The organism is Williamsia sp. R60 (assembly GCF_054063855.1).
The window spans coordinates 823,149-845,403 of record NZ_JBSSGR010000003.1 but is presented as its reverse complement, the minus strand read 5'-3'; the positions used below and the strand labels follow the sequence as shown (position 1 = coordinate 845,403).

Genomic DNA, 22,255 nt, shown 5'->3' with positions numbered 1-22,255 from the left:
GGAAACCCTACTGGTCGAGCAGCCCCAGGTAATCTTCGCGCCCGAACATGGAAGCGGCATCACGCGCGGTGGGGTGCCCCGTGTCCGGATCGGCCCCCGCGGCGATGAGCGCTCGCACCACGTCGTCATGCGATTTGAAGACAGCGCCGGCGAGCGGCGTCTGCCCCTTGTCGTTGACGCGGTTGACGTCGGCACCCGATTCGATCAGCCCGGACACCACGTCGTGATGCCCGTGGTAGGCCGCCAGCATCAGCAGGGTGTCGCCGGCGCCGTTTGTCAGATTGACCGGCACACCGGCTTTCACATAGTCGAGCACGGCCGTGTCACCGGACCGCGCCATGTCGAACAGCCGTCCGGCCAGCTCGGCCACGTCCTCGCTCGGCGTCACGGCGTCGGATTCATCGCCTCGCGCGTCTGATTCCATCCTCCGACGATAACGCGGGCCATGCGCACGAGGGTTTCGTCTCGCGGCCACAGCCCTCAGTGCACAACGCGGGCCATGCGCACGAGGGTTTCGTCTCGCGGCAATAGTCCTCAGTGCATGATGGACACCGATGGTTGACAGAGACGGCCGACGGGATCGACTGGGTCACGTGCTTCGACACCCGGTCAGGGTGCTGCTTGCCGCCATCCTCGCGGGTGCGGTGATCTGCGCAGGCGTAGTTGCTGTGCTGGGTGGCTTCGACGATCCCGGCAAGGTCGACGGAGAAGAGATCGGCGACGCCAAGACGTCGGCGCGGTCGAGCCCGTTCTCGGAGTCGGTTGCCGGCGACTGCCTGACCTGGCCGGTGGACCTACCGGCCAAACAGTCCAAGGTCGACTGCACCGCCGAGCACATGTTCGAGGTCGCCGGATCAGTGGACACCGCTGCTTACCCGGGTGTCCAGTTCGGTGAGGACGCGCCGTGGCCCACCGCCGAGCAGTTCACCGCAATCCGCGACGAGCACTGCCCGGTGGTGGTGAACAACTACCTCGGCGGGCAGCTCGATCCGGCCGGGCGGTTCTCGATCGGGCTGATGTATCCCTCCCAACAGCAGTGGACGGACGGCGAACGCAGTTTGCGTTGTGGGCTGCAGTTGTCGGGCACCACGGGCACGTTGAAGCCGTTCGCCGGCCTGGTGCGCGACCAGGACCAGTCGCAGCAGTGGCCAGAGGGAACCTGCATCGGGATCGACCCGGCCACCCGCAAGCCCACCGACCCGGTGGATTGCGCTGAGCCCCACGCTTTTCAGGTCACGTCCGTGGTCGACCTCTCGGCGAGATTCGACCCCACGGGGGCGGGTGCGCCGTATCCCCCCGTGGCCGAACAGGACAACTATCTCAAGACCACCTGCCCCGACGTCACCAGCCAGTTCCTCGGCGGCCCCGACAAGCTGACACAGACCACCCTCAACCTGCAGTGGTCCACACTCGCCGAGCCGAGTTGGCTGGCAGGTAGCCGAAAAGTGGTGTGTTACATCGGCTTGCCTGATCAGGGCGGATTCGCGACGCTGGTCGGCGACGCCGCGACCGGGACCCTGCTCATCAACGGCAAGGTGCCCACCCCGCCACCCGTCGAGCCTCCTGGACGCCTCATCCCATCGCCGGTGCCACTGCCCCCCGGCATCGAACCCAATCCGATCGAAACCCCGGCGCCGGCCGGCGGCGGTGGTGGCTGACCGATGCCGGTTGTCATGTCGGACAACGCGTTCGACGAACTGGTGTCCGATGCGCTCGACACCATCCCCGAAGAACTCGCCGCTGCGATGAACAACGTGGTGGTCCTGGTCGAGCCGCACCATCCCGAGGAACCCGACCTACTCGGGCTGTACTACGGAATCGCACTGACCGAACGCGACAGCCACTACGGCGGCACCCTTCCGGACACCATCACCATCTACCGCGAGCCCATCCTCGACATGTGCGACAGCGAGGACGAGGTGATCTCAGAGGTCGCGATCACGGTGGTCCATGAGATCGCACATCACTTCGGAATCTCCGACGATTGGCTCCACGCCAACGGGTGGGGTTGAGACCGGAGCGACTAGCCCATCGGGTCGCGGGCGAGCTCTGGTTCGTCGTCACGCCGGAACGGCGGCAATTCGCTCCCCCACCGCAGGCATGTCCATCCGTCGGCGGTCCGGGTCAGTTCGATCGATCCTGTGTTCCCGAGGTGGTGGGCGAGCGCGAACTCGGTCGGCATGTTCACCAGGCGGGCTGCGACGAGCCGGATGGCCGCGCCGTGACTCACCAGATGCACATCGGGACCGGAACCGTCGGCCTGCAGGTACCGGTCGGCGATGTCCTCGATGACAGGCAGAAAACGTTCGTAGACGTCGTTCAGTGATTCACCACCGGGCAACCGCGCGCCGAGGTCGCCGGCGAACCAGCTGCGGACCGTGGTGGAGAACACCTTGTGTGCGTCTTCGGACGTCTGGTCCTCGAGGTCGCCGACCTGTACCTCGTGCAAGCCGTCGAGTACCTGGTTCTGCACTTCCCACACCGAACCGATCAGGTCGGCCGTCTGCCGAGCTCGTAGTGCCTGCGACGAGAACAGCACCGGGTTCGCGACGTCAGGTCGTTCGAGTGCATACCTGGCGGCCTGACGTGCGCCGAAGTCGGTGAGACCCGCGCCTGGCAATGCGGTGTCGAGTCGTTGCAGCACGTTCGAGGTGGTTTCGCCGTGCCGCACGAGATGCAATGAGCTCATCGGTCCAGACCCTGCCTGATCGATTCGAGCCACTGATCGCTCTGTTGATGGCTGGGCGGCGGGGTGCCGTTGGGCCGGGCCGACGGCCACGAGCCGAGAAAGTGCATCGCCGTGGCCCGTCGGTGGAGGGCCCCGAGCGCTTCGGCGATGGGCGGATCGTCGAGATGACCCACCACATCGAGATTGAAGAAGAAGCCGCCCGGCTCCCGCCTGGGTCGTGACTCGATACGCGTCAGGTCGATGCCGCGCGTCGCGAACTCGTACATGGCAGCCATCAGCGAACCCGGGACGTTGGGCAGGTCCAGGGTCACCGACGTGCGGTCGCGGCCGGTGCGAGCGGGGACCGGACCGGGCCGGCCCACCAGCACGAAGCGGGTTTTGGCCTCGTCCGAATCGGCGACGCCCGTCGCCAACGCGTGCAGGCCGTAGAGCCGGACCGACAGCGGCGTGGTGATCGCGGCATCCGCCTTGCCTTCCACCACGTCCTGCGCGGCCGCCGAATTGGATCCGCTGGTGACGAGCTGCGCCCCGGGATAGTCGCGCTCGAGCGTCTCGCGAACCTGTGCCGAGGCCACCGGGTAGGCGGCGATCGTCGTGATGTCCGAGGAGGCCATCGGCCCACGGGTGGCCAAGGTGAAGGCGATGTCCAGGACGGTTTCGGCGAAGATCTGCACCCTGGAACCCTTGATCAGCGCGTCCAGGGTCGCCGGCACGGACCCTTCCACCGAGCTCTCGATCGGAACGCATCCGTAGGCGACCTCACCTTGACGGACGAGATCAATCACTCGGCCCGGGCTCGTGGCGCTGACGCGTTCGACATCACCGTCGTCCCCGAACGACGGATTCTCGGTGAGCAGTTGCTCCAGAGCCATCTCGGTGAACGTTCCGGAGGGTCCGAAGTAGGCGATCGCAGGCACGATTTGAAGATTACGGCAGTGAACGGGAGTCGCCGGAAAGCTTGCGGGACGAGACAACCCGTGATTAGGTTAGGGTTACCTACACCGAGCAGACAGGGTGACACCCTTCCGCCGACCATCGAGGACAGCAGATGTCGAAAATCGCCACCGCACGACCATCAGACGCCGAGCTGATCCGTACCGCCTGCATGCGCGTCACCGAGGCAATGCTCGCGATCGAGGGCAGCGAACCCTCGCCGGTGACGATGGTGCACCTGTACGACTCGCAGGCGTTTGTCCTCGTACCCTCCGACTCCGCCGCGTGCGCTCTGGCCTGGCAGGCCGGTTCAGCGGGACTGCCTGCGATGGTCGAGGTGACCGACCTCGCCCCCATCGAGCTACGGGAACAGGTCCGTTCCCTGATCTGGCTGAACGGGGCACTGCACTCGGTGCCCTCGGATCTCGAACGGGATCTGGCCTGTGAGATCGCCACCGACCACCCGTCGGCGGGCCTGCTCGACATCGGTCATGGCTACTCGCTGCTCCGCCTGAACCTGTCCTCCGCGGTTCTTGCCAATTCATCCGGGGCCGCCTCGGTGTCCACGCCAGAGCTGGCCGCAGCCGCGCCGGACCCCTTCTGGGAGTTGGAGGCCGATTGGGTCGCCCACCTCGACGAGGATCACGCCGATCTGGTCGCCGCGCTGAGCGGCCGGCTGCCGGCAGAACTGCGCGAAGGCCAGGTGCGCCCGTTGGGCATCGACCGCTTCGGCGTCCGGCTCCGTATCGAGGGACCCGAGAGCGACTCCGATGTTCGACTGTCGTTCCCACGACCGGTTCACGACGTCTTCGAGTTGTCGCGTGCCCTGCGCGCCTTGGCCGGCTGCCCTTACATCAACAGCCTGCCCGGCCAGAGCTGACGCCGCTGCGCAGAAAGCGCCAGTAATCTCGACCGGGTGAACCTGCGCCCGTGGCTACAACCGACACGACCGGCGCAGCCGGAGGTGATCACCGATCCCCGTCAGCGACGCGCGATCGGTATCGAGATCACGATCGTGCTCGTCCTCACCTTCGGGTTGTCGGGAGCAAGATCTCTGGTCTCGATCATCGAGACCGCCATGTCCGAACGCGGGGTGGGCGGCAGCGCCGTCGCTCTGAACAACAGCGCATCCGATCTTGGCCTCATCGACTTCTTCTACCAACTGCTCGACGCCTGCAGACTGTTCGGTATCGCCGCACTGGCGGTGTACCTGATCTGGCGTGCCGGGGTTCCCTTGGCACGCATCGGTTTTCCGCGGATCAAGGCGCGGCTCGATCTTCCCCTGGGGATCGGGCTCGCCGCGCTGATCGGGATACCCGGCCTCGGCCTCTACGTTGTCGCAAGGGCTTTGGATCTCAACGTCCAGGTTCTCCCGTCGAATCTCGACGAGACATTCTGGAGATTGCCGATGTTGGTGTTCGCGGCAATCGGCAACGCGGCAGCCGAAGAGTTCCTCGTGGTGGCCTACATCATCACCCGGCTGCGACAACTCGGCTGGAGCGAGAACCGCAGCCTGCTGTTCTCTGCCGTGCTGCGCGGTAGCTATCACCTCTACCAAGGTGTCGGCGGTGGACTCGGCAACGTCGTCATGGGCCTCGTCTACGGCCGCGTCTTCCAGCGGACCAATCGAGTGTGGCCGCTGGTCATCGGGCATGCACTCATCGATACCGTCGCCTTTGTCGGGTACGCGCTGCTGAAGGACCACCTCGGGTGGCTGGAAGCGAATTGACTCGCGTTCTGCCCTGCGTTCTTCAGTAGAGTCTGTGCAATGACTGACCAGGACGAGCCGTTCATCCGCCGCCCAGGCGGCGCGGGACGTCCCCGTCAGGGACAACCGCCTCAGCCCGGGGGGCCGACGCGACGGATGGTCCCGGGCCCCGGTGGTGGCCAACCCAACGGAAGGCCTGGACCGGTTCCCGGGCGCCCACCACAGCAGGACCCGTTCCGCGGACGTGTCCCCGGGCAGGGTCCGCCGCGTCAGGCGCCGCCTCCCGCCGGACCACCGCGGTCGCCTCAGGGTCCGCCACCCCAACGCCCGCAGGACAACTATCAACCCGCCCGCGCGTGGTCGGAGTCCGGCGCCCCCGAGACCCGAACGTCGCGACCTGCTCAGGGACCGCCCCCGGTGGTCGCCTACAACCGGCCACGGCAACCTCTGCGCGATCCGGGGCATCGCCGTCCCGACCGTGCGGTCCCGCCACCACCGCCGCGCCGCCGCAGACGGCTGCCGATCGTGCGCACCGTCCTGATCCTGCTGCTGGTGATGGTGCTGGGCACCGTCGGTCTGCTTGTCTACTTCGACACCAAACTCAATCGCGTCGACGCCCTGTCCAACTACGAGGGTCGGGTCGCGAGCAGCGCCGGCACCAACTGGCTACTGGTCGGCTCTGATTCCCGCGCCGACCTCAGTGAGGCCGAGCGTCAGGCCCTCTCGACAGGTGACAGCGAGGGCTCTCGCACAGACACGATCATGCTGGTCCATTTCGGCTCCGGCGGTAAGCCGATGATCGTCTCCATCCCGCGAGACCTCTATGTCGACATCCCCGGGCAGGGTTCACACAAGGTGAACGCTGCCTTCAACCTGGGCGGCCCGAAGTTGTTGGTACAGACCATCGAGACCAACACAGGTCTGCGGATCGACCATTATGCGGAGATCGGCTTCGGTGGGTTCGACAAGATGGTCGACGCAGTTGGCGGTATCAAGATGTGTCTCGACGCCCCGATCAACGACCCTCTCGCCGGTATCGATCTCAAGGCCGGTTGCCAGACACTCAACGGCCGCGAGGCCCTGGGGTTCGTCCGCACCCGCGCATTCGCGAACGCCGACCTCGAGCGTGTAGTGAACCAGCGCAAGTTCATGGCAGCGCTGATGAAGAAGGCAACCAGCGTCTCGACAATCCTGAACCCGTTCCGCTTCTGGCCCTTGGTGAACGGAACCGTGAGCTCCCTGACGGTCGACAACGGCGACCACATATGGCATCTCGCGCGCCTCGCCTGGGCGCTGCGCAGCGACCCGGTCACGGTGACCACTCCCAACGGTGGGTCGATCATCACCGATGACGGTGACTCACTTGCCTGGGGCGACAACACGACAGCGTTCTTTGCTGCCATCGCAGACGGCAAAGAGGTTCCGCCCGAACTGATCCAGACAGGCTGATCCTCTGACATGGATCACTTCGACCATCGAAAGGGCGTTTCTGCCATGGCATCGACATCAGGTGGGTCCGCCGCCACAGGACGTCCGAGCCGTATGTCGCATGACCGGGTCAGGGAATTGATCGGTGAGCCCGCCGGCCTGGCGGTGACAAAAGTGCAGCGCACCATCGACCCCAACTTCCGCCGGTTCATCGCGCGTTCGCCGTTCCTGTGCATGGCCACCTCCAACAGCGACGGATCCGCCGACTGCTCTCCACGCGGCGACCAGCCAGGATTTGTGAAGGTTCTCGACGACACCACCATCGCCATCCCCGACCGCATCGGCAACAAGCGGATCGATTCGTTCGAGAACATCTTGTCGCGCCCCGGCATCGGTCTCATCTTTCTTGTGCCCGGACATCGCGAGACCCTGCGCATCAACGGGAATGGCTACCTGACCGAGGATCCCGACGTCCTGCCCCAACTCGCGGCCAGAGACAAAACCCCCGAACTCGCTCTCATCGTCGAGGTCGACGAGGCATATCTGCACTGTGGCAGGGCCATTCTGCGATCCAAGTTGTGGGACCCCGCGAGTCTTGCGTCACCCGGAGAGGTACCGACCACCGGCGAGATCATGGCCGCTCAGTTGCAGCGTGATGAGGCCACCGCGCACCGCATCGATGAGGACATCGAGGTCGCCTACCAGACCCTGTACTGACGTCGCGGCCTTGTCACCGATGAGTTCCAGCGAATTGCAGGGTCCACTCTTCGACGGCCAGATCACTTCATCGGGAGTACACCATGGGCAAGATATACCTGGAATTGTTCGCAACCCTCGACCTCGTCGGACAGGCGCCCGGCGCACCCGACGAGGACCCGATCGGGTTCCCGTTCGGTGGCTGGCAGGCGCCACTGTTCGACGAGGTCGCAGGGGGACAGGTCGGCGCTGCTTACGAGGGCACCGACGCCCTTCTTCTCGGCCGACGGACCTACGACATCTTCGCTGCACATTGGCCTCATCAGGAGGAAGGCCCCGACAACGAGATCGCCACGTTGTTCAACCGCATCCCCAAGTACGTCGCCTCACGCGGCAAGCCGGACCTGTCGTGGGCAGGCTCTTCTCAACTCGGACCGAATCTGTCCGATGCGGTGAACGAGATCCGTGAGCGGCACGAGAACATCAAGGTCGTCGGAAGTCTGAACCTCGTACAGACCCTGTTGCGCGAGAAGCTGTTCGACCGGATCGATCTGTGGCTTCATCCCATCATGCTCGGAGTCGGCAAGAAGATATTTGATGGCGGAGCTGTTCCCACCAATCTCACCCTCGTCGAACCGCCGACAGCGGGGCCTCGCGGCACCGTCTATCTGCGCTATGAACTCGCTGATGGAACTCCCGGAACCGGAGACATGGCAGGCCGCGACCAGGAGGCCTTGCAACAGGATTGACCCTTCACACGGCGTGATGCCGTGAGCACAACCAGAGGCGGCACGTATCGTCGGCGTATCGATTTCCTCATACGTCCTGGCAACACCCGCCTGTCTTGACTGTGGGCATGCCCTACAGCACATCAGTACACCAGGCGGCCCACCGGCCGATGCCTGTCGGTTCGTCCGCAACGCCGGCACCTTTCGTGGGAATCACGGTATACGGCTGCGAGCACGACGAAGCCCACCTCTTCGAAGAGATGGCGCTCGAGCTGGGTGTGGCGATGACCGTCACGGCAGAAACGGTTTCCACCTCCAATGCAGCGCTGGCAGAGGGGAATCGCTGCATCAGCATCGGGCACAAGACACCGGTGTCGAATCCCACCTTGGTCGCACTCAGCCGGGCCGGTGTGGAGTACATCTCCACCAGGAGCATCGGTTACAACCATCTGGACGTCGAATATGCTCGGCGGCTCGGCATCTCGGTCGGGAATGTCAGCTACTCCCCCGACAGCGTCGCGGACTACGCCGTGATGCTGATGTTGATGTCCGTGCGAGATGCGAAGTCGGTCATCAGACGCACGGACGTCAGCGACTACCGGTTGAGTGAGGTTCGCGGTCGAGAACTGCGCGATATGACCGTGGGAGTGATCGGCACCGGCCGCATCGGCACCGCCGTCATGAATCGACTGCGAGGCTTCGGTAGCCGCATCCTGGCCTACGACACCCGGCCCACGGTTGGCATCGATTACGTCGACCTCGACGAACTGGTGGAGCAGAGTGACCTCATCACCCTGCACACACCGCTCCACGCGGGAACACACCACCTCCTCGATCGCGAACGACTCGGCCGGATGAAGCGCGGCGCGTACATCGTGAACACCGGCCGGGGCCCGCTCATCGACACCGAGGCGCTCGTAGGTGCGCTGGAGAGGGGCGACCTCGGTGGCGCGGCCCTCGATGTGGTGGAGGGCGAGGAGGGGATTTTCTACGCGGACTGCAGGACTCGATCGCTCAGAAGCACCCTCCTGTCGCGTTTGCAGAGGATGCCGAACGTGATCGTCAGTCCGCACACCGCCTACTACACCGACCACGCACTGCGCGACACGGTCGAGAACTCCGTCGTCAACTGCTTGAGATTCGAGAGGGAACATCATGGCTAGGTTGCGCATCGGAATCATCTTCGGCGGATGTTCCGAGGAACACCCCGTCTCGGTCAAGTCCGCGCAGGAGGTGGCCAAGCACGTGGACCTCGCGAAGTACGAGCCCTTCTACATCGGCATCACCAGAAGTGGCGCCTGGCGGCTGTGCGACAACCCTGAATACGGTTGGGAAACAGCCGAATCTCGACCGGCGCTGCTGTCTCCCGACCGAAGCGTCCACGGGTTGCTGGTCCTTGACCACGGACGCTACGAGATCATGCGTCTGGATCTGGTGGTTCCCGTTCTGCACGGCACCCTCGGCGAGGACGGGGCCATCCAGGGACTGCTGGAACTATCCGGCATTCCCTACCTTGGCTGCGACATCCAGAGCTCAGCCCTCTGTATGGACAAATCACTCGCGTACACCGTCGCCAGAAGCGCGGGAATCGCCACGCCGAACTTCTGGGTTGTCGGTGTCCAGGGAGACGTCGACGCCGATCAACTCCCCTACCCGGTCTTCGTCAAACCGGCACGCTCCGGATCCTCGTTCGGCGTCAGCAAGGTGCGGGTTCCGGGCGAGCTCGCGGATGCCATTGCCGATGCACGCCAATATGATTCGAAGACTCTCATCGAGGAGGCCGTTCTCGGCAGCGAAGTCGGCTGCGCCATGCTGGGTAACAGCAGCGACGTGCTCGTCGGTGAGGTCGACCAGATCACGTTGTCCGACGGCTTCTTTCGAATTCATCAAGAGGCGAATCCGGAAAGTGGTTCGGAGAACTCGACCGTCACCGTTCCCGCGAACATATCCGCCGAGTCGCGAGCACATGTGCAGGAGACAGCGAAGGCCATCTACCGCGCTTTGGGCTGCCGGGGGCTGTCCCGCGTCGACATGTTCCTCACCGAGGACGGGCAGGTGATTTTCAACGAGGTCAACACCCTGCCAGGACTGACCTCATACAGCCGGTACCCGAGAATGATGGCAGCTGCGGGCATGTCGTTGTCCGGCGTGATCGACCACATGGTCTCCATGACGTTGGCCGGTGCGTACTCATGAATGCCGATTTCGTCTACGTCGATGAGTTCGTGTCCCGCATACGTTGGGACGCCAAATATGCAACGTGGGACAACTTCACCGGCAAACCCGTCGACGGGTACCTCGCCAATCGGATAGTCGGCACGCGAGCCCTGTGCTCAGCCCTCGAGCAGGTGAGGGACAAGGCCGCATCACTCGGGTTCGGCCTGCTGCTCTGGGACGGCTACCGTCCTCAGTGCGCCGTCGACTGCTTCGTCCGCTGGGCACAGCAGCCCGATGACCCGGAGACGAAGTCGCGGTACCACCCCAACATCAGCAGAACCGAGATGTTCGAAAGGGGCTATGTAGCCTACAAATCGGGCCACAGCCGCGGGAGCACCACCGACCTGACGCTGTACCACCTGAACAGCGGCGAACTGGCCGCGATGGGTGGCGGGCATGACCTGATGGATCCCATCTCGCATCATGGCGCGCCCGGGACCACAGCCGCCGCGGCCAGGAATCGGGAGTGTTTGCGCTCTCTCATGGAGGCGTGCGACTTCGCCTCCTACGACAGTGAGTGGTGGCACTACACACTGAGGGACGAGCCCTACCCCGACATCTACTTCGACTTCCCGATCACGTGACGGCGGGCCCGGTACCGGCACCGCGTGTGGTTGTGGCCGGGGGACATTCAGCCGGCCACATCGAGCCGATGTTGAACTTCGCCGACGCACTCCGCCGCCTGGAACCCACTGCCGTCATCACGTCGCTTGGTACCACTCGCGGACTCGACACCACCCTGATCCCGTCGCGCGGATACCCGCTTGAACTCATCCCACCGGTTCCGCTACCCCGCCGAATGAACCGTGCGCTGCTGAACCTGCCGACACGGCTGTGCGCTTCGGTACGGTCTGCGGGTGCGGTCCTCGACGAGGTCCACGCGGAGGTTCTGGTGGGTTTCGGCGGATACGTCTCCGGCCCGGCGTATCTGGCCGCACGCATGCGTGGTCTCGCGATCGTTGTGCACGAGGCAAACGCCCAGCCCGGCATGGCCAACCGACTCGGCGCCCGACTCACGACACATGTGTTCACCGCCGCGCCCGGCGTTCGCCTGCCATACGCCAAGGTCGTCGGAATACCCCTGCGCCCGGCCATATCTCAGCTCGATCGTCTCAGTCTGCGCGACACGGCCCGTCGCCGATTCGGCCTGCGAACCGACCTGCCGGTCCTGATGGTGACCGGCGGATCCCAAGGTGCCCGAACCATCAACGCGGCGGTCTCCGGTGCGGCCCCGTCACTGCGGGCACACGGTGTACAGGTACTGCACATCGCGGGATCTCAGCGCCGGGTCGATGTTCCCGGTGACGGCTTCGAGGGCGCACCCTATGTCGTTGTACCGTATGTCGGCGACATGCAATATGCCTACGCTGCAGCAGATTTCGCGATCTGCCGTTCAGGCGCCATGACGTGCGCAGAATTGGGCGCCGTCGGCCTACCGGCAGCGTACGTACCGCTGCCGTTGCGCGGGGGCGAGCAGCGGTTGAACGCAGCGCCGGTTGTGGCGGCCGGCGGCGCGATAGAGATCGAAGACGCGTGCCTCGACACGACCTGGATCGAGACCACGTTGATCCCGTTGCTCACGAATCACGTTCGGCTCAAGGCGATGTCGGCCCGGGCATCGGCATCAGGCGTACCAGATGCCGACGTGGTTCTCGCCCGCCATGTACTGAATGTTGTCGCCGACCGACGCACATCAACGGAGTAAGGGCCGACTTTCACCTGACGATGCGCTCACCTGCCGCGGGCAATCGGACGATGACGCGCAGGCCTCCGGCCGGCCGCGGCGTGAGGGTCAGCGTTCCGTCGTGTGCGTGGGCGATGCTCTTGACGATGGCCAGACCGAGACCCACACCCGCGTGGCCGTCCCGAACACGGGCGGTCCCCCGCTGGAATGGCTCGGTGATCGTGGAAACCGCTTGAGCGGTGAGCTTGTCGCCGGTGTTGTCCACCGTGAGAGCCACGGCGTCGGGCCCGACACTCGTGCTGATCCACACCGTGCCCGATTCGGACAGGTTGTGAACGATCGCGTTGTGAACCAGGTTGGTCACCATCTGGAGCAGAAGTGCGTGTGAACCGGTGGTGGAAGCGATGTCGCCGACGGTCTCGATGGTCAGGCCACGGTCTTCTGCAAGGGGGAGAAGGGTTTCGACGGCTTCCTCGGCGATGAGGGACAAGTCGACGTGGTCCCGGCTGAACACGCGCTGGTCGGCACGGCTGAGCAGTAGGAGCGCTTCCGTGAGATCTATCGCCCTCGAGTTGACAAAATAGAGGCGGTCGATCAGTTCTCCGGTATCGCGGTTCGGGTCGCTGCGTGCCACATCGAGAAGGGTCTGTGTGATGGCCAGTGGGGTGCGCAGCTCATGAGAAGCGTTGGCGGCGAACCGTTGTTGTTCCGCGACGTGCGCTTCGAGTCGGGCGAGCATTGCGTCGAAGCTGTCGGCGAGCTCGCGGAACTCGTCGTTGCGGCCCTCGAGTGCAACCCGGTGGGACAGTGACCCACCCGCGGCCAGCCGGGTGGCGGTGGTGATCCGCGTCAGCGGTGCCAGCATGTGTCCGGCGAGGATCCAGCCTCCCACGAGGCCGAACACAAGCAGGAACGCCATCGCGGCGGCCGCCTTGGGTATGAAAGCTTCCTCCAAGTCGGAGCGGTCGGGGCCGGAGCCCGGCATCCTCGGCATCCCGCCCGAGTTCATCTCGGCAACCTCCGGTACGTAGCGCAGCAGGAACACCCGCACTGCACCGAGCAGCAGAACTCCCGCGAGCATGAGGAACCCGGCATAGCTGAGAGTGAGTTTGAGTCGGACACTCAACCCGGGCTTCCTATCCACGTCCTTCTCCTACGTCGTCCGTGCCCGCCGCCGTGTCTATCCGATACCCGACTCCCGGCACGGTGGCGACCAGCCAGGGCTCACCAAGCCGCTTCCGTAATCCCGAGACCGTGATCCGCACCGCATTGGTGAAGGGGTCGGCATTCTCATCCCATGCCCGCTCCAGAAGTTCTTCGGCGCTGACCACACCTCCTTCAGCGGTTACGAGGACTTCGAGCACCGCAAACTGCTTGCGGGTCAACGCCACATACCAACCATCCCGGTAGACCTCTCGGCGGAATGCGTCCACGCGCAACCCCGCGATCTCCCGTATGGGCGGCCTGTTGCGTGTCCTCCTGCGGTCGAGCGCGCGGAGCCGGAGCACGAGCTCTTTCAATTCGAACGGCTTGGTGAGGTAGTCGTCGGCACCCAGCTCGAACCCGGTTGTCTTGTCGTCGAGCCGGTCGGCCGCCGTCAGCATCAAGATCGGCATCCCACTGCCGGAAGCGACGATGCTCTCGGCGATCTCATCGCCGGACGGCCCGGGGATGTCGCGGTCGAGCACAGCGATGTCATAGGAGTTGATGCTCAACAACTCGAGAGCGGTGTCGCCATCACCGGCAGTATCGGCGGCAATCGCCTCAAGGCGCAGCCCATCCCGGATGGCCTCGGCCATCAACGGTTCGTCCTCGACCACCAAAACACGCATTCGTTGATGCTACGAGCCGCCGCATATCGTCGGCATACCGAAAAGCACGTACACGCTGGCAATACGGGAGTTCCTTCACTGGAACCATGACCCGCACAGCACCGGTACCTAGTAGCGCGACCACCGGTCGCCGCGTCCTGTCCGAGGATGACGGAGTCCTGCCCCCAGGCACCTCAGTATTCGATGACCACCTCCCGGGTGTGGCCAACGTCCACCGCGACCTCCTCCGTGCCGTCCGCCGCGCGGCCGTTGACGCGGCAGCCGAGGGCGTCGATTTGCAGGTCAACAGCGGATGGCGTTCTCCGGCCTATCAGTCGCAGCTCCTTCAGGACGCGGTCTTGAAGTTCGGCTCGCGCGCAGAGGCGGCACGGTGGGTCGCCACGCCGGAGAGATCGGCACATGTCTCCGGAGACGCCATCGACATCGGGCCCCCACGGGCGGCGGCGTGGCTGTCCACGAACGGTGCACGGTACGGGCTGTGCCGGATCTATCAGAACGAGCCGTGGCACTTCGAATTGCGCCTCGACGCAATTGAGAACGGCTCCCCCTCAATGTATCCGGACCCCACGTACGACCCGCGGTTGAACGCTTGACATCCCTAATACGGACACGTCGGTTTGATCTGAAATTACATGGGTACTAGACGACTGACCGGTTGCTCCGAATGCGGTGGGCGAATACAAAGACGCCGTTTCCGCCCGCTTTGAGTCGGTGAACAAATGCATTCAGTTTATGTTTTCCGGTCGTTTCACCGAAATAATCTTGAGGAGAAATCGTGTACTTGCACACACAGCAGTTGATCAATGAGATCGCCATCGACGAGCCCGATCCCGCAGCCGCGAACGCGCTGCAAGAGGGTCTGGGTGGTCAGTTCGGCGAGATGCGCACGATGATGCAGTACCTCTTCCAGTCGATGAACTTCCGCGGCGATGCGTCGTCCAAGGCATACAAAGACCTGCTCCAGGGCGTGGGGACCGAGGAGATCAGCCACGTCGAGCTGATCGGAACCACAATTTCACGCCTTCTGGACGGGTCGCCTGAGTACAACGGCAAAAAGACCGATCCCGTTGACAAGCCCGGCGCCAAGGGCGCGACGCCGCTGAAGATCGCTCTCGACACCAGCAATATCCACCATTACCTGGTGGGCGCACAGGGTGCGCTGCCTGTGGACGCCGCCGGCAACCCGTGGCTGGGGTCGTATGTCTACAACAGCGGAAACCTGGTCCTCGACCTGCTGTACAACCTGATGTTGGAGTCGACCGGTCGACTGCAGAAATGCCGGATCTACGAGATGACCGACAACAAAGCGGCGCGTTCGACGATTTCTTATCTGATCGTGCGCGATCAGGCCCACGAAAACGCTTTCGCCAAGGCGCTGGAAAGTCTCGGCGTGAACTGGGGCAAGGTGCTGCCGATCCCGAAGACGAACGCGGAGTCGTTCCCGGAGGTCAAGAAGCTCCTCGACAAGGGTTTGCAGAGCATCCAGTACACCTTCAGCGCCGACGACCAGAGTGAAGCCGCCAAGCTCTACCGCGGAGCGTCGCCGTCCAACGACGGAACCGAACTGTCGACTGCGGTGATGCCTGAAGGTTTCCCGATGACCATCGCGCCGGAACGCAAGGAAGAGTTCGCACCCGGCCTCGACAAGGAACTGCTGGCGCTGATCCAGGCCACAGCCGAGGTCGAGATCGCTGCAGCGGACGACCCGAAGACCAAGTAACCAGCACGACAAAGCAGGGGCGACGCGGTGTTCACCGCGTCGCCTTTTGTCGTTGGGTGGGTGTGTGCTCGCGGTACTGGTCGCCGCTCGGTCTACAGACGACGCAACGCCGAGTTTCGCGAGCGGGCACCCGGGAGCGCTCAGCAAACCCGCCAACGCTCGGACTACAGACGGAGCGCACGCAAGTTTCGCGAGCGGGCCTCGGGCTCCGCTCGCCAAACCAGCACAAGCTCGGCCCGCAGACCGAGCGCGCGCGAGTTTCATGACCGGCTTTGCCGACCCCCGCTTGTCCCGGTTTCCTGAGCTTCTTTGAAGGCGAGCCCGCGGTGGCGACACAACCCGTCCTACACACGAACCCACCAACAATTTGCCAATACGGCAAGAATACTTGCCGAATCTCCAAACCCTGAGCCACCCTGAACCGTGCCCATCGATAGGCGATGAGCACCTCAAGGAGGATTCATGAACTCGACTGACAACTTCTACGACGTGGTCGTCATCGGCGGCGGACCGGCTGGGCTGGGCGCAGCGACGACGCTGGCGCGGTCGCTCCGCACGGTTCTGGTCATCGACGGCGGCGAACCGCGCAACGCCAAGGCAGACGGCGCGCACAATCTGCTCGGCAACGAGGGCATCTCACCACTTGAGCTGCTGGCGAAGGGGCGACGCGAAGCAGAGCACTACGGCGCGCAGATCACGACCGGCAGCGTGGCGACGGTCCGACGCGACACCGACGGTTTCGAGGTCGACTTCACCGACGGTCACACCGTCAACAGCCGCCGGCTCCTGCTGGCCACGGGCCTCATCGACGAACTCCCTGACATTCCCGGCGTGGCCGAGCTGTGGGGATCGAGTGTGCTGCACTGCCCGTACTGCCACGGCTGGGAAGTGCGCGGGCGCAAGCTCGGGGTGCTCGGCACCGGAGCCATGAGCGTGCACCAGACGCTGCTGTTCCGCCAGCTCAGCGACAACGTCACCTTGTTCCTGCACGAGATGCCCGAACCGAGCGAGAGCGAATGGTTGCAGCTCGCTGCTCTGAATGTGTCTGTGGTGCAAGGGAAAGTGACGCAGCTTGTCATAGAAGATGGCACGCTGCGCGGAGTGGAGGTGGCCGGCGGACGACGTTTTGATGTAGAGGCCGTCACGGTCATGCCGCGGATGGTCGCACGAGCCGACGTCTACGAGCTGCTCGGCGGCAAGCTGTCCGACCACATGTCCGGCGGCCTCTACGTGGCCACCGACGAGATGGGTCGCACCGACATCGAAGGTGTCTGGGCTGCAGGCAATGTCACCGACCTTTCGGCAACGGTCGGGTCGTCGGCCGCCGGTGGGATGAGGGCCGCCGCCGCCATCAACTTCGACCTCATCTCCAGCGATGTGCAGGCAGCGGTCAAAGCCAGAGCGGCGTCGTTCTCACGGGAGATCGAGGCAGCGGTGACCACCAGGATTCTCGGCGATCGGCGCCACGGTGTGCACTGAACACCACGGTGGGAGTCGTGCATACTCGCGAGGTGGCAGGCATTGAGAAGAACACCAGCTCCACACCGGTGAGCGACATCGGCCCGCTGGCGGACCCAGTCGGTGAATCACTGCGGCATCGTCACGCTCATCTCGCGCGCAGATTCGGCCGGGCAAGCGCATACCTTTCCGGCGTCGCCACCTTTGCAGCCGTGGACAGCGAGCAAGACCTGCGCAGATGGGACGATCTCGCACAACTACTCGGCCCAGGTGAGCTCGCCGACATGTTCAGTTCCACCGCCGAGCCGCCGGCCGATTGGGAACCGGTGTTCGATCTCGACGGCTTTCAGATGATCTACGACGAGAACGAGCCGAGGGGGCACACAAGCGTCGACGTGGTCGAGCTGGGTTCAGATGACTTGCCCGACATGCTCGACCTCGTCGCGCTGACCCGCCCCGGTCCATTTTTCTCGCAGACCCCAGATATGGGTACCTACATCGGAGTACGTGAGAACGGCGCGTTGGTGGCGATGGCCGGCGAACGGCTGCGGCCACCGGGTTGGACCGAGATCAGTGCGGTCTGCACCGCCCCCGCGGCTCAAGGACGCGGTTACGCTTCTCAACTGGTCACCGCGCTTGTCACCAGCATCATGGCCCGCGGTGATCGGCCGTTCCTGCACGTGATCAAGTCGAATACCGCTGCCGTCTCACTCTATGAACGACTCGGTTTCCGCATACACGAACAGGTCACATTCCGGGGCTTCCGGATACCGCCCGCACCGCACACTCAAGAGCAGTGACGCTCGGGAGTCCACCCCCGCTGCACAGCGGATCAGAACTTCTTCACGCCGACGCTCGCATGTGAATGTGCCCGATCACGGTGACCAGGACCGACAACCCCGCGGCGACGGCCAGCGCGACACCCACGGCGCTCACCGCCAGCAGCAGAGCACCGATCAACGCTCCGACGAAAATCGTTGCGATGGCGCCGAATCGGCGGTTCCACAGGGCAGTTCGACCACCACGCGTCCATGTCTCGGCGGCCAGCGATGTCAGGGTAGAAGTCACCACCACCGTCGTCATGTCGGCGATGGCAACCTTGCGTGCCACGCACGCCTGGATGCCCATTGCGGCGGCCGTTGCCGCGGCAACGCAGATCTGAGCCGGCACAGAGTGTTCGGTGTCGGTGAGGGCGGCAGCTGTCGCCGCGGCAGCAAGAATCAGCGAACCCGCAGCAAGGCAACCTGTCACGGCCGTTGTCCAGCCCTTCGGCCTGCGCCGCAACACCATTCCCGCGGCAAAAGCTCCGATCACGAAGGTACCGAGCGCAATGGCGGGTCCGAGGACGGGGAGATCATCGGCGCCGGCGACACCCATTCCGAGGATGACGATGTTTCCCGTCATGTTCCCCACGAAGACACGGTCCAGCCCCAGGTAGCCGACCGCATCGACCACGCCGGTGACAAACGTCAGTACCAACATCAGGACCAGGCCCCGCCTTTCGACGCGGTCGAGAAGTGCCGGTTCTTTCGGGGATGTCATCGGATGCTCCAACTGGTAGGGGCGGGCTGAGTTCGGCAACGGGCGGTGTGGGCTCAGCCGGCGGCGAAACCCATTCGCTCGCTGTGGACGTCGAATGCCGGGTCGTACGACATCGTAGGTCGCCTGACAGCCGAGTCGGCGATCACACCTTGCCGTCGCCAATGCTCCTTGCGGATCGCAATGCTCGTGCCCGGTTGGGTTTCGTAGGAAATCAGCGAGGCCACGGAGTCGATCATTCGCTGTGCACCCACGAGGTCGCCCGACTCGATGCGCCTGACTGCCTGCACCAGTACCTCGGGACGCGAGATCCCGGCAGCAGCCCACCGGGCCCCGGCCAGGAAGTCATCGACCACGCCGATCCCACCGTTGCCGGAAACAACCACGGTCCCCACGTCTTCGCGAAGCCTGCGGATTCTCGAAAATGTCGGCGGCGCCTCGGCTTTGACCGCCATCAACGATGATCCCAGACCTGCGAGTGCACCGACCAGGTCGTCGATGTCGATGCGGACACCGGTGGCCGACGGTAGATCCTGCACCATCACCGGGAGATTGCTCAGGCCGTGGGTGTCAACAATTGAACGCCTGACGACATCGGCGTCGCTTGATCGAACAGGGATCATCACCCCTGCCAGCGACGTCCCGAACCGTGTGACGAACGCTGTCACCTCGTCCGCCGCGACCGCCGGGTCCAGTGACATGACCGTGGCGATGACGGGAGCGCCTTCCGATGCGCTGATCACGACGTCGAGCACCGTCATCTTCTCGTCGAGCGTGAGCGAGGCCGGTTCGGCGATGACCCCGAGCGCGATCGATCCCGTACATCCTCGCCCGAGCATTTCGTGGGTCAGCGCCCGGAGGGACTGCTCGCAGATACGTTCGCCGCCTGGTGTGAAGGGCGTGGGTACCATTGCCCACACTGCACCGGCCGAGTCAGTAGCATTCATCTGGATCCAATCTTCGAGACGCCTGCGGAAGGAAATCGATGGCACAGAACGGCGGCGGTGAGCCCGCCGGAGCCACCTCGCCGCTGGTCCAGCAGCTCGTGGACACGATCGCGGAGCGAATCAGCCGCGGCGAGTACAACTTCGGGACCTGGATACGCCAGGAGTCGCTTGCCAGAGAACTCGGCGTGAGCCGGATGCCGATCCGTGAAGCGCTCGGCCAACTGCAGGCTCTGGGCGTCGTTGAGATCGTCCCCAACCGCGGAGCCCGGCCCCGTCAGCCGTCGTTGCGCGAGTTGACCGAGGTCTTCGAGGTCAGGGCGTTGCTCGAGGGGCACGCCGCCCACGAGGCAGCCCGGTTGATCACCCACTCTCAACTGCAGGTTCTCTACGCGGCCGTCGATGATTTCCGTGCCGTCGTGCAGGCTGCCCTCGACGGGGAGTCCACGCCTGCAGAGCTTCGCAAGCGCTGGGTCAAGGCCAACTCCACCTTTCACGACACGATCCTGGACGCGGGCGGGAACACTCAGCTCACCGCGACGGTGTCGTCGCTGCATCACCGGATCCCCCGCAACCTCACATGGACGGCTCTTGATGCCGACCCACGCTTGCTGGCCGAGAACGCCGACGCGCATGCACGCATCGTCGAAGCCATCGACCGCCGGGACGGCGACGCTGCCCGGGACCTGATGATCGAACACTCCCGCCGGGCTCGCGAACTCATCACCAGCCGATCACAAGAGACCTTCACGCCCTGACCGTCACAGATCCCACCGTCCGCGCCGATCATCGCCCGACTGCGTAACCCTGTGCCCCACGGGGATTGGCAGCCGACCCGAGTACGCCGGAAGACGGGTCGCGGGTGACCACACTCAGCCGGCCCAGTGACCAATCACCGGCGCGGGTGATGTGGTGCCCACGAGCGACGAGCTCCCCGATCACCCCGTCCCCCAGCCGATCCTCGACCACGGCTCCTCCCGGCTCCCAGGTGCGTGGCCAGAACGAGCCCGGCATCGACGTGGTGTGCAGGGTCGGGGCATCGATCGCCTGCTGAGGTGTGTAGCCCCCGACAAGCGTTCGTAGGAGGTAACTGAGTTGCCATTGGTCTTGCTGATCGCCACCGGGCGTGCCCAGCGCCGCAACCGCCCATCCATCGCGCATCACCATCGTGGGGGTCAGCGTGGTCCGCGGCCGCTTCCCGGGGCGAAGGGCAGACGGGCTGGCGGCATCGAGCCACGTCATCTGAAGTCGTGTTCCCAGAGCAAAACCCAACGAGGGAATGGTCGGCGACGACTGCAGCCACCCGCCCGAGGGAGTCGCCGAGATCGCGTTGCCCCACCGGTCGATGACATCGATGTGGCAGGTGTCGCCGCGCGTCTCGCCGGTGACGGTGACGGTCGGTTCGCCGGTCGCACCGCCCGACGCCTGGCCGGCCGCTTCCACCAGCGGGGGCACGTAGGGATCGATGCCGCACACCCCGGGCCGGAACTCGGTGGACGCATGCCATCCAATCTCTTTTCGGCGAACGGCGGCGTACTCCCGTGACAGCAACACCTCGAGCTGCGACCGGTCGAGGCCGTCGCCGTAGTACGCCTCTCGATCGGCCATGGCCAGCTTGAGCGCCTCGAGGACATTGTGCGCGCCGACCGCGGTCGACGGATCGACATCCTCGTCGGGCAATTCGTCGAGGATGGCCAGCGCCTGCAGCAACACCGGCCCCTGCCCCCAGGCGTCGGACTTGAGGATGGTCGATCCACGGAAGTCGAAGGCCACCGGATGCTCCCAGCAGGCGCTGAACGCCGCCATGTCAGCGAGCGCCAGCACCCCTCGATGGTCCCGTCCGGATGAATGCCGGTGCGGTTGTCGCACAAACGCATCGATCTCAGCCGCTATCGACCCCGAGCCCCACTCCGTACGCGCGGCTTCTATCCGCTCTGATCGTGAACGTCGGTCCCGGCCGGCGGCGATCAGCCGTCGAAGAGTCACCGCGTACGCCGGATTCTTGAACAACTGGTCGGCGAGTGGCACGCGACCGTCGGGCATCCACAGCGCTGCCGATGTCGGCCAGTGTTCGAAGAAGAGGTCGGCGACGGTGCCGATCACCGCGCACGCTCGTCCTGACAGGCAGTGGCCGTTGTCGGCGTAGCCGATCGCGTAATCGAGGATGTCGCTCAGCTCCCAGGTGCCATGGTCACGCAGGAGCAGCAACCACGCATCCACCGCACCCGGCACCGCGGCGGCGAGTGCACCAGACGCCGGCACCATGTCCAGACCGAGTCGACGCATGTGAGCGATGGAGGCTGCGGCCGGCGCCGGGCCCTGGCCCATCAGCACCTGCGGCGGTCTGCCCACCGGGGAGACGATGCCGACCATGTCGCCACCCGGGCCGTTCAGGTGCGGTTCGACAACGTGCAACACAAACGCGGCAGCCGTGGCTGCGTCGAAGGCGTTACCACCGCGTTCCAGCACCGACTGTGCCGCACCCGACGCCAGCCAGTGCGTCGAGGCCGACATCCCGAAGGTTCCCTTGAGGTCTGGGCGGGTGAGGAACTCACTCGGGGGCGTGAAGGACATCGTCAACCTCGCTGGCTCTTGTTATTGGATCCTATCTGATCGAATAGTAGCCATACCAGAACGGATTGGTGCTCCTACATGAGCAACTCGCAACAGTCATCCGAC

At 64.6% G+C, this 22,255-nt stretch carries 24 protein-coding genes; 16 read left to right on the top strand and 8 right to left on the bottom strand.

All coding sequences use genetic code 11. From position 1 onward, the window contains the following. Positions 1-7: 7 nt before the first annotated feature. Positions 8-424: an ankyrin repeat domain-containing protein gene (locus ACVWY6_RS17470; protein ID WP_457539718.1), complete on the bottom strand. Its 417-nt coding sequence runs from the start codon at positions 422-424 to the stop codon at positions 8-10. A gap of 130 nt (positions 425-554) precedes the next feature. Between ACVWY6_RS17470 and ACVWY6_RS17465 the strand changes: the two genes are divergently transcribed. Together ACVWY6_RS17465 and ACVWY6_RS17460 are read left to right on the top strand one after the other, a co-directional pair. Continuing rightward, entirely contained in the window at positions 555-1,658 is a 1,104-nt protein-coding gene (locus ACVWY6_RS17465) for a septum formation family protein (protein WP_457539717.1), read from the top strand. A gap of 3 nt (positions 1,659-1,661) precedes the next feature. Continuing rightward, positions 1,662-2,012 (top strand): metallopeptidase family protein, encoded by a 351-nt coding sequence (locus ACVWY6_RS17460; protein ID WP_437423534.1) that lies wholly within the window; start codon positions 1,662-1,664, stop codon positions 2,010-2,012. An 11-nt stretch (positions 2,013-2,023) separates the two neighbouring features. Here ACVWY6_RS17460 and ACVWY6_RS17455 read toward each other — a convergent pair whose 3' ends face one another. Beyond that, positions 2,024-2,689, bottom strand: a complete 666-nt coding sequence (locus tag ACVWY6_RS17455) for a histidine phosphatase family protein (RefSeq protein WP_457539715.1) — start codon at positions 2,687-2,689, stop codon at positions 2,024-2,026. Then, positions 2,686-3,609 carry a prephenate dehydratase gene (gene pheA, locus ACVWY6_RS17450; RefSeq protein WP_457540198.1) on the bottom strand — a complete coding sequence of 308 codons (924 nt, stop codon included), beginning with the start codon at positions 3,607-3,609 and terminating at the stop codon, positions 2,686-2,688. Before pheA ends, ACVWY6_RS17455 begins: the two co-directional genes overlap by 4 nt. Positions 3,610-3,737: 128 nt before the next feature. Here pheA and ACVWY6_RS17445 point away from each other — a divergent pair, with 128 nt between their 5' ends. The 9 genes from ACVWY6_RS17445 to ACVWY6_RS17405 all read left to right on the top strand — a co-directional run bounded on the left by ACVWY6_RS17445 (position 3,738) and on the right by ACVWY6_RS17405 (position 12,104). Then, entirely contained in the window at positions 3,738-4,502 is a 765-nt protein-coding gene (locus ACVWY6_RS17445) for a DUF2470 domain-containing protein (RefSeq protein WP_023954961.1), read from the top strand. A 36-nt stretch (positions 4,503-4,538) separates the two neighbouring features. Beyond that, positions 4,539-5,351 carry a CPBP family intramembrane glutamic endopeptidase gene (locus tag ACVWY6_RS17440; protein ID WP_457539713.1) on the top strand — a complete coding sequence of 271 codons (813 nt, stop codon included), beginning with the start codon at positions 4,539-4,541 and terminating at the stop codon, positions 5,349-5,351. Between the two features lie 39 nt (positions 5,352-5,390). Then, complete coding sequence (locus tag ACVWY6_RS17435; protein WP_457539711.1) at positions 5,391-6,779, top strand: LCP family protein; 1,389 nt, start codon at positions 5,391-5,393, stop codon at positions 6,777-6,779. Positions 6,780-6,824: 45 nt separating this feature from the next. Beyond that, positions 6,825-7,475: an MSMEG_1061 family FMN-dependent PPOX-type flavoprotein gene (locus ACVWY6_RS17430; protein ID WP_457539709.1), complete on the top strand. Its 651-nt coding sequence runs from the start codon at positions 6,825-6,827 to the stop codon at positions 7,473-7,475. Between the two features lie 83 nt (positions 7,476-7,558). Continuing rightward, complete coding sequence (locus tag ACVWY6_RS17425) at positions 7,559-8,203, top strand: dihydrofolate reductase family protein (RefSeq protein ID WP_457539707.1); 645 nt, start codon at positions 7,559-7,561, stop codon at positions 8,201-8,203. Between the two features lie 149 nt (positions 8,204-8,352). Further along, entirely contained in the window at positions 8,353-9,345 is a 993-nt protein-coding gene (locus ACVWY6_RS17420) for a D-isomer specific 2-hydroxyacid dehydrogenase family protein (protein ID WP_457540196.1), read from the top strand. Next, positions 9,338-10,378, top strand: coding sequence for a D-alanine--(R)-lactate ligase (vanA, locus tag ACVWY6_RS17415; protein ID WP_457539705.1), 1,041 nt, complete (start codon positions 9,338-9,340; stop codon positions 10,376-10,378). The genes ACVWY6_RS17420 and vanA overlap by 8 nt, the downstream gene beginning before the upstream one ends. Next, a complete protein-coding gene (gene vanX / locus ACVWY6_RS17410) occupies positions 10,375-10,983 on the top strand; it encodes a D-Ala-D-Ala dipeptidase VanX (protein WP_457539703.1) in 609 nt (202 codons plus the stop codon). The genes vanA and vanX overlap by 4 nt, the downstream gene beginning before the upstream one ends. After that, positions 10,980-12,104, top strand: coding sequence for a UDP-N-acetylglucosamine--N-acetylmuramyl-(pentapeptide) pyrophosphoryl-undecaprenol N-acetylglucosamine transferase (locus ACVWY6_RS17405; protein ID WP_457539701.1), 1,125 nt, complete (start codon positions 10,980-10,982; stop codon positions 12,102-12,104). Before vanX ends, ACVWY6_RS17405 begins: the two co-directional genes overlap by 4 nt. A gap of 10 nt (positions 12,105-12,114) precedes the next feature. Here ACVWY6_RS17405 and ACVWY6_RS17400 read toward each other — a convergent pair whose 3' ends face one another. Together ACVWY6_RS17400 and ACVWY6_RS17395 are read right to left on the bottom strand one after the other, a co-directional pair. Further along, the gene (locus ACVWY6_RS17400) at positions 12,115-13,227 is read right to left on the bottom strand and encodes a sensor histidine kinase (RefSeq protein WP_457539700.1); all 1,113 of its coding nucleotides are present in this window, start codon (positions 13,225-13,227) and stop codon (positions 12,115-12,117) included. After that, positions 13,220-13,915 (bottom strand): response regulator transcription factor, encoded by a 696-nt coding sequence (locus ACVWY6_RS17395; protein ID WP_457539698.1) that lies wholly within the window; start codon positions 13,913-13,915, stop codon positions 13,220-13,222. Before ACVWY6_RS17395 ends, ACVWY6_RS17400 begins: the two co-directional genes overlap by 8 nt. An 86-nt stretch (positions 13,916-14,001) precedes the next feature. On the opposite strand from ACVWY6_RS17395, the gene ACVWY6_RS17390 reads away from it, so the two are divergent. The 4 genes from ACVWY6_RS17390 (at position 14,002) to ACVWY6_RS17375 (ending at position 17,893) form a co-directional block, all read left to right on the top strand. After that, positions 14,002-14,508 (top strand): M15 family metallopeptidase, encoded by a 507-nt coding sequence (locus ACVWY6_RS17390; RefSeq protein WP_457539696.1) that lies wholly within the window; start codon positions 14,002-14,004, stop codon positions 14,506-14,508. 182 nt (positions 14,509-14,690) lie between these two features. Next, positions 14,691-15,635, top strand: coding sequence for a manganese catalase family protein (locus ACVWY6_RS17385; RefSeq protein WP_062794704.1), 945 nt, complete (start codon positions 14,691-14,693; stop codon positions 15,633-15,635). Between the two features lie 462 nt (positions 15,636-16,097). Then, complete coding sequence (locus ACVWY6_RS17380; protein WP_457539694.1) at positions 16,098-17,114, top strand: NAD(P)/FAD-dependent oxidoreductase; 1,017 nt, start codon at positions 16,098-16,100, stop codon at positions 17,112-17,114. A 32-nt stretch (positions 17,115-17,146) separates the two neighbouring features. After that, positions 17,147-17,893: a GNAT family N-acetyltransferase gene (locus tag ACVWY6_RS17375; RefSeq protein ID WP_457539692.1), complete on the top strand. Its 747-nt coding sequence runs from the start codon at positions 17,147-17,149 to the stop codon at positions 17,891-17,893. A gap of 43 nt (positions 17,894-17,936) precedes the next feature. Here ACVWY6_RS17375 and ACVWY6_RS17370 read toward each other — a convergent pair whose 3' ends face one another. Both ACVWY6_RS17370 and ACVWY6_RS17365 read right to left on the bottom strand, forming a co-directional pair. Next, on the bottom strand, positions 17,937-18,635 hold the full coding sequence (locus tag ACVWY6_RS17370; protein WP_457539690.1) for a YoaK family protein: 699 nt from the start codon (positions 18,633-18,635) through the stop codon (positions 17,937-17,939). A gap of 53 nt (positions 18,636-18,688) precedes the next feature. Beyond that, on the bottom strand, positions 18,689-19,579 hold the full coding sequence (locus ACVWY6_RS17365; protein ID WP_457539688.1) for a dihydrodipicolinate synthase family protein: 891 nt from the start codon (positions 19,577-19,579) through the stop codon (positions 18,689-18,691). A 38-nt stretch (positions 19,580-19,617) separates the two neighbouring features. On the opposite strand from ACVWY6_RS17365, the gene ACVWY6_RS17360 reads away from it, so the two are divergent. After that, entirely contained in the window at positions 19,618-20,334 is a 717-nt protein-coding gene (locus ACVWY6_RS17360) for a GntR family transcriptional regulator (RefSeq protein WP_023954986.1), read from the top strand. A 28-nt stretch (positions 20,335-20,362) separates the two neighbouring features. Here ACVWY6_RS17360 and ACVWY6_RS17355 read toward each other — a convergent pair whose 3' ends face one another. After that, positions 20,363-22,150 carry a gamma-glutamyltransferase family protein gene (locus tag ACVWY6_RS17355; RefSeq protein WP_457539685.1) on the bottom strand — a complete coding sequence of 596 codons (1,788 nt, stop codon included), beginning with the start codon at positions 22,148-22,150 and terminating at the stop codon, positions 20,363-20,365. Between the last annotated feature and the right edge of the window lie 105 nt (positions 22,151-22,255).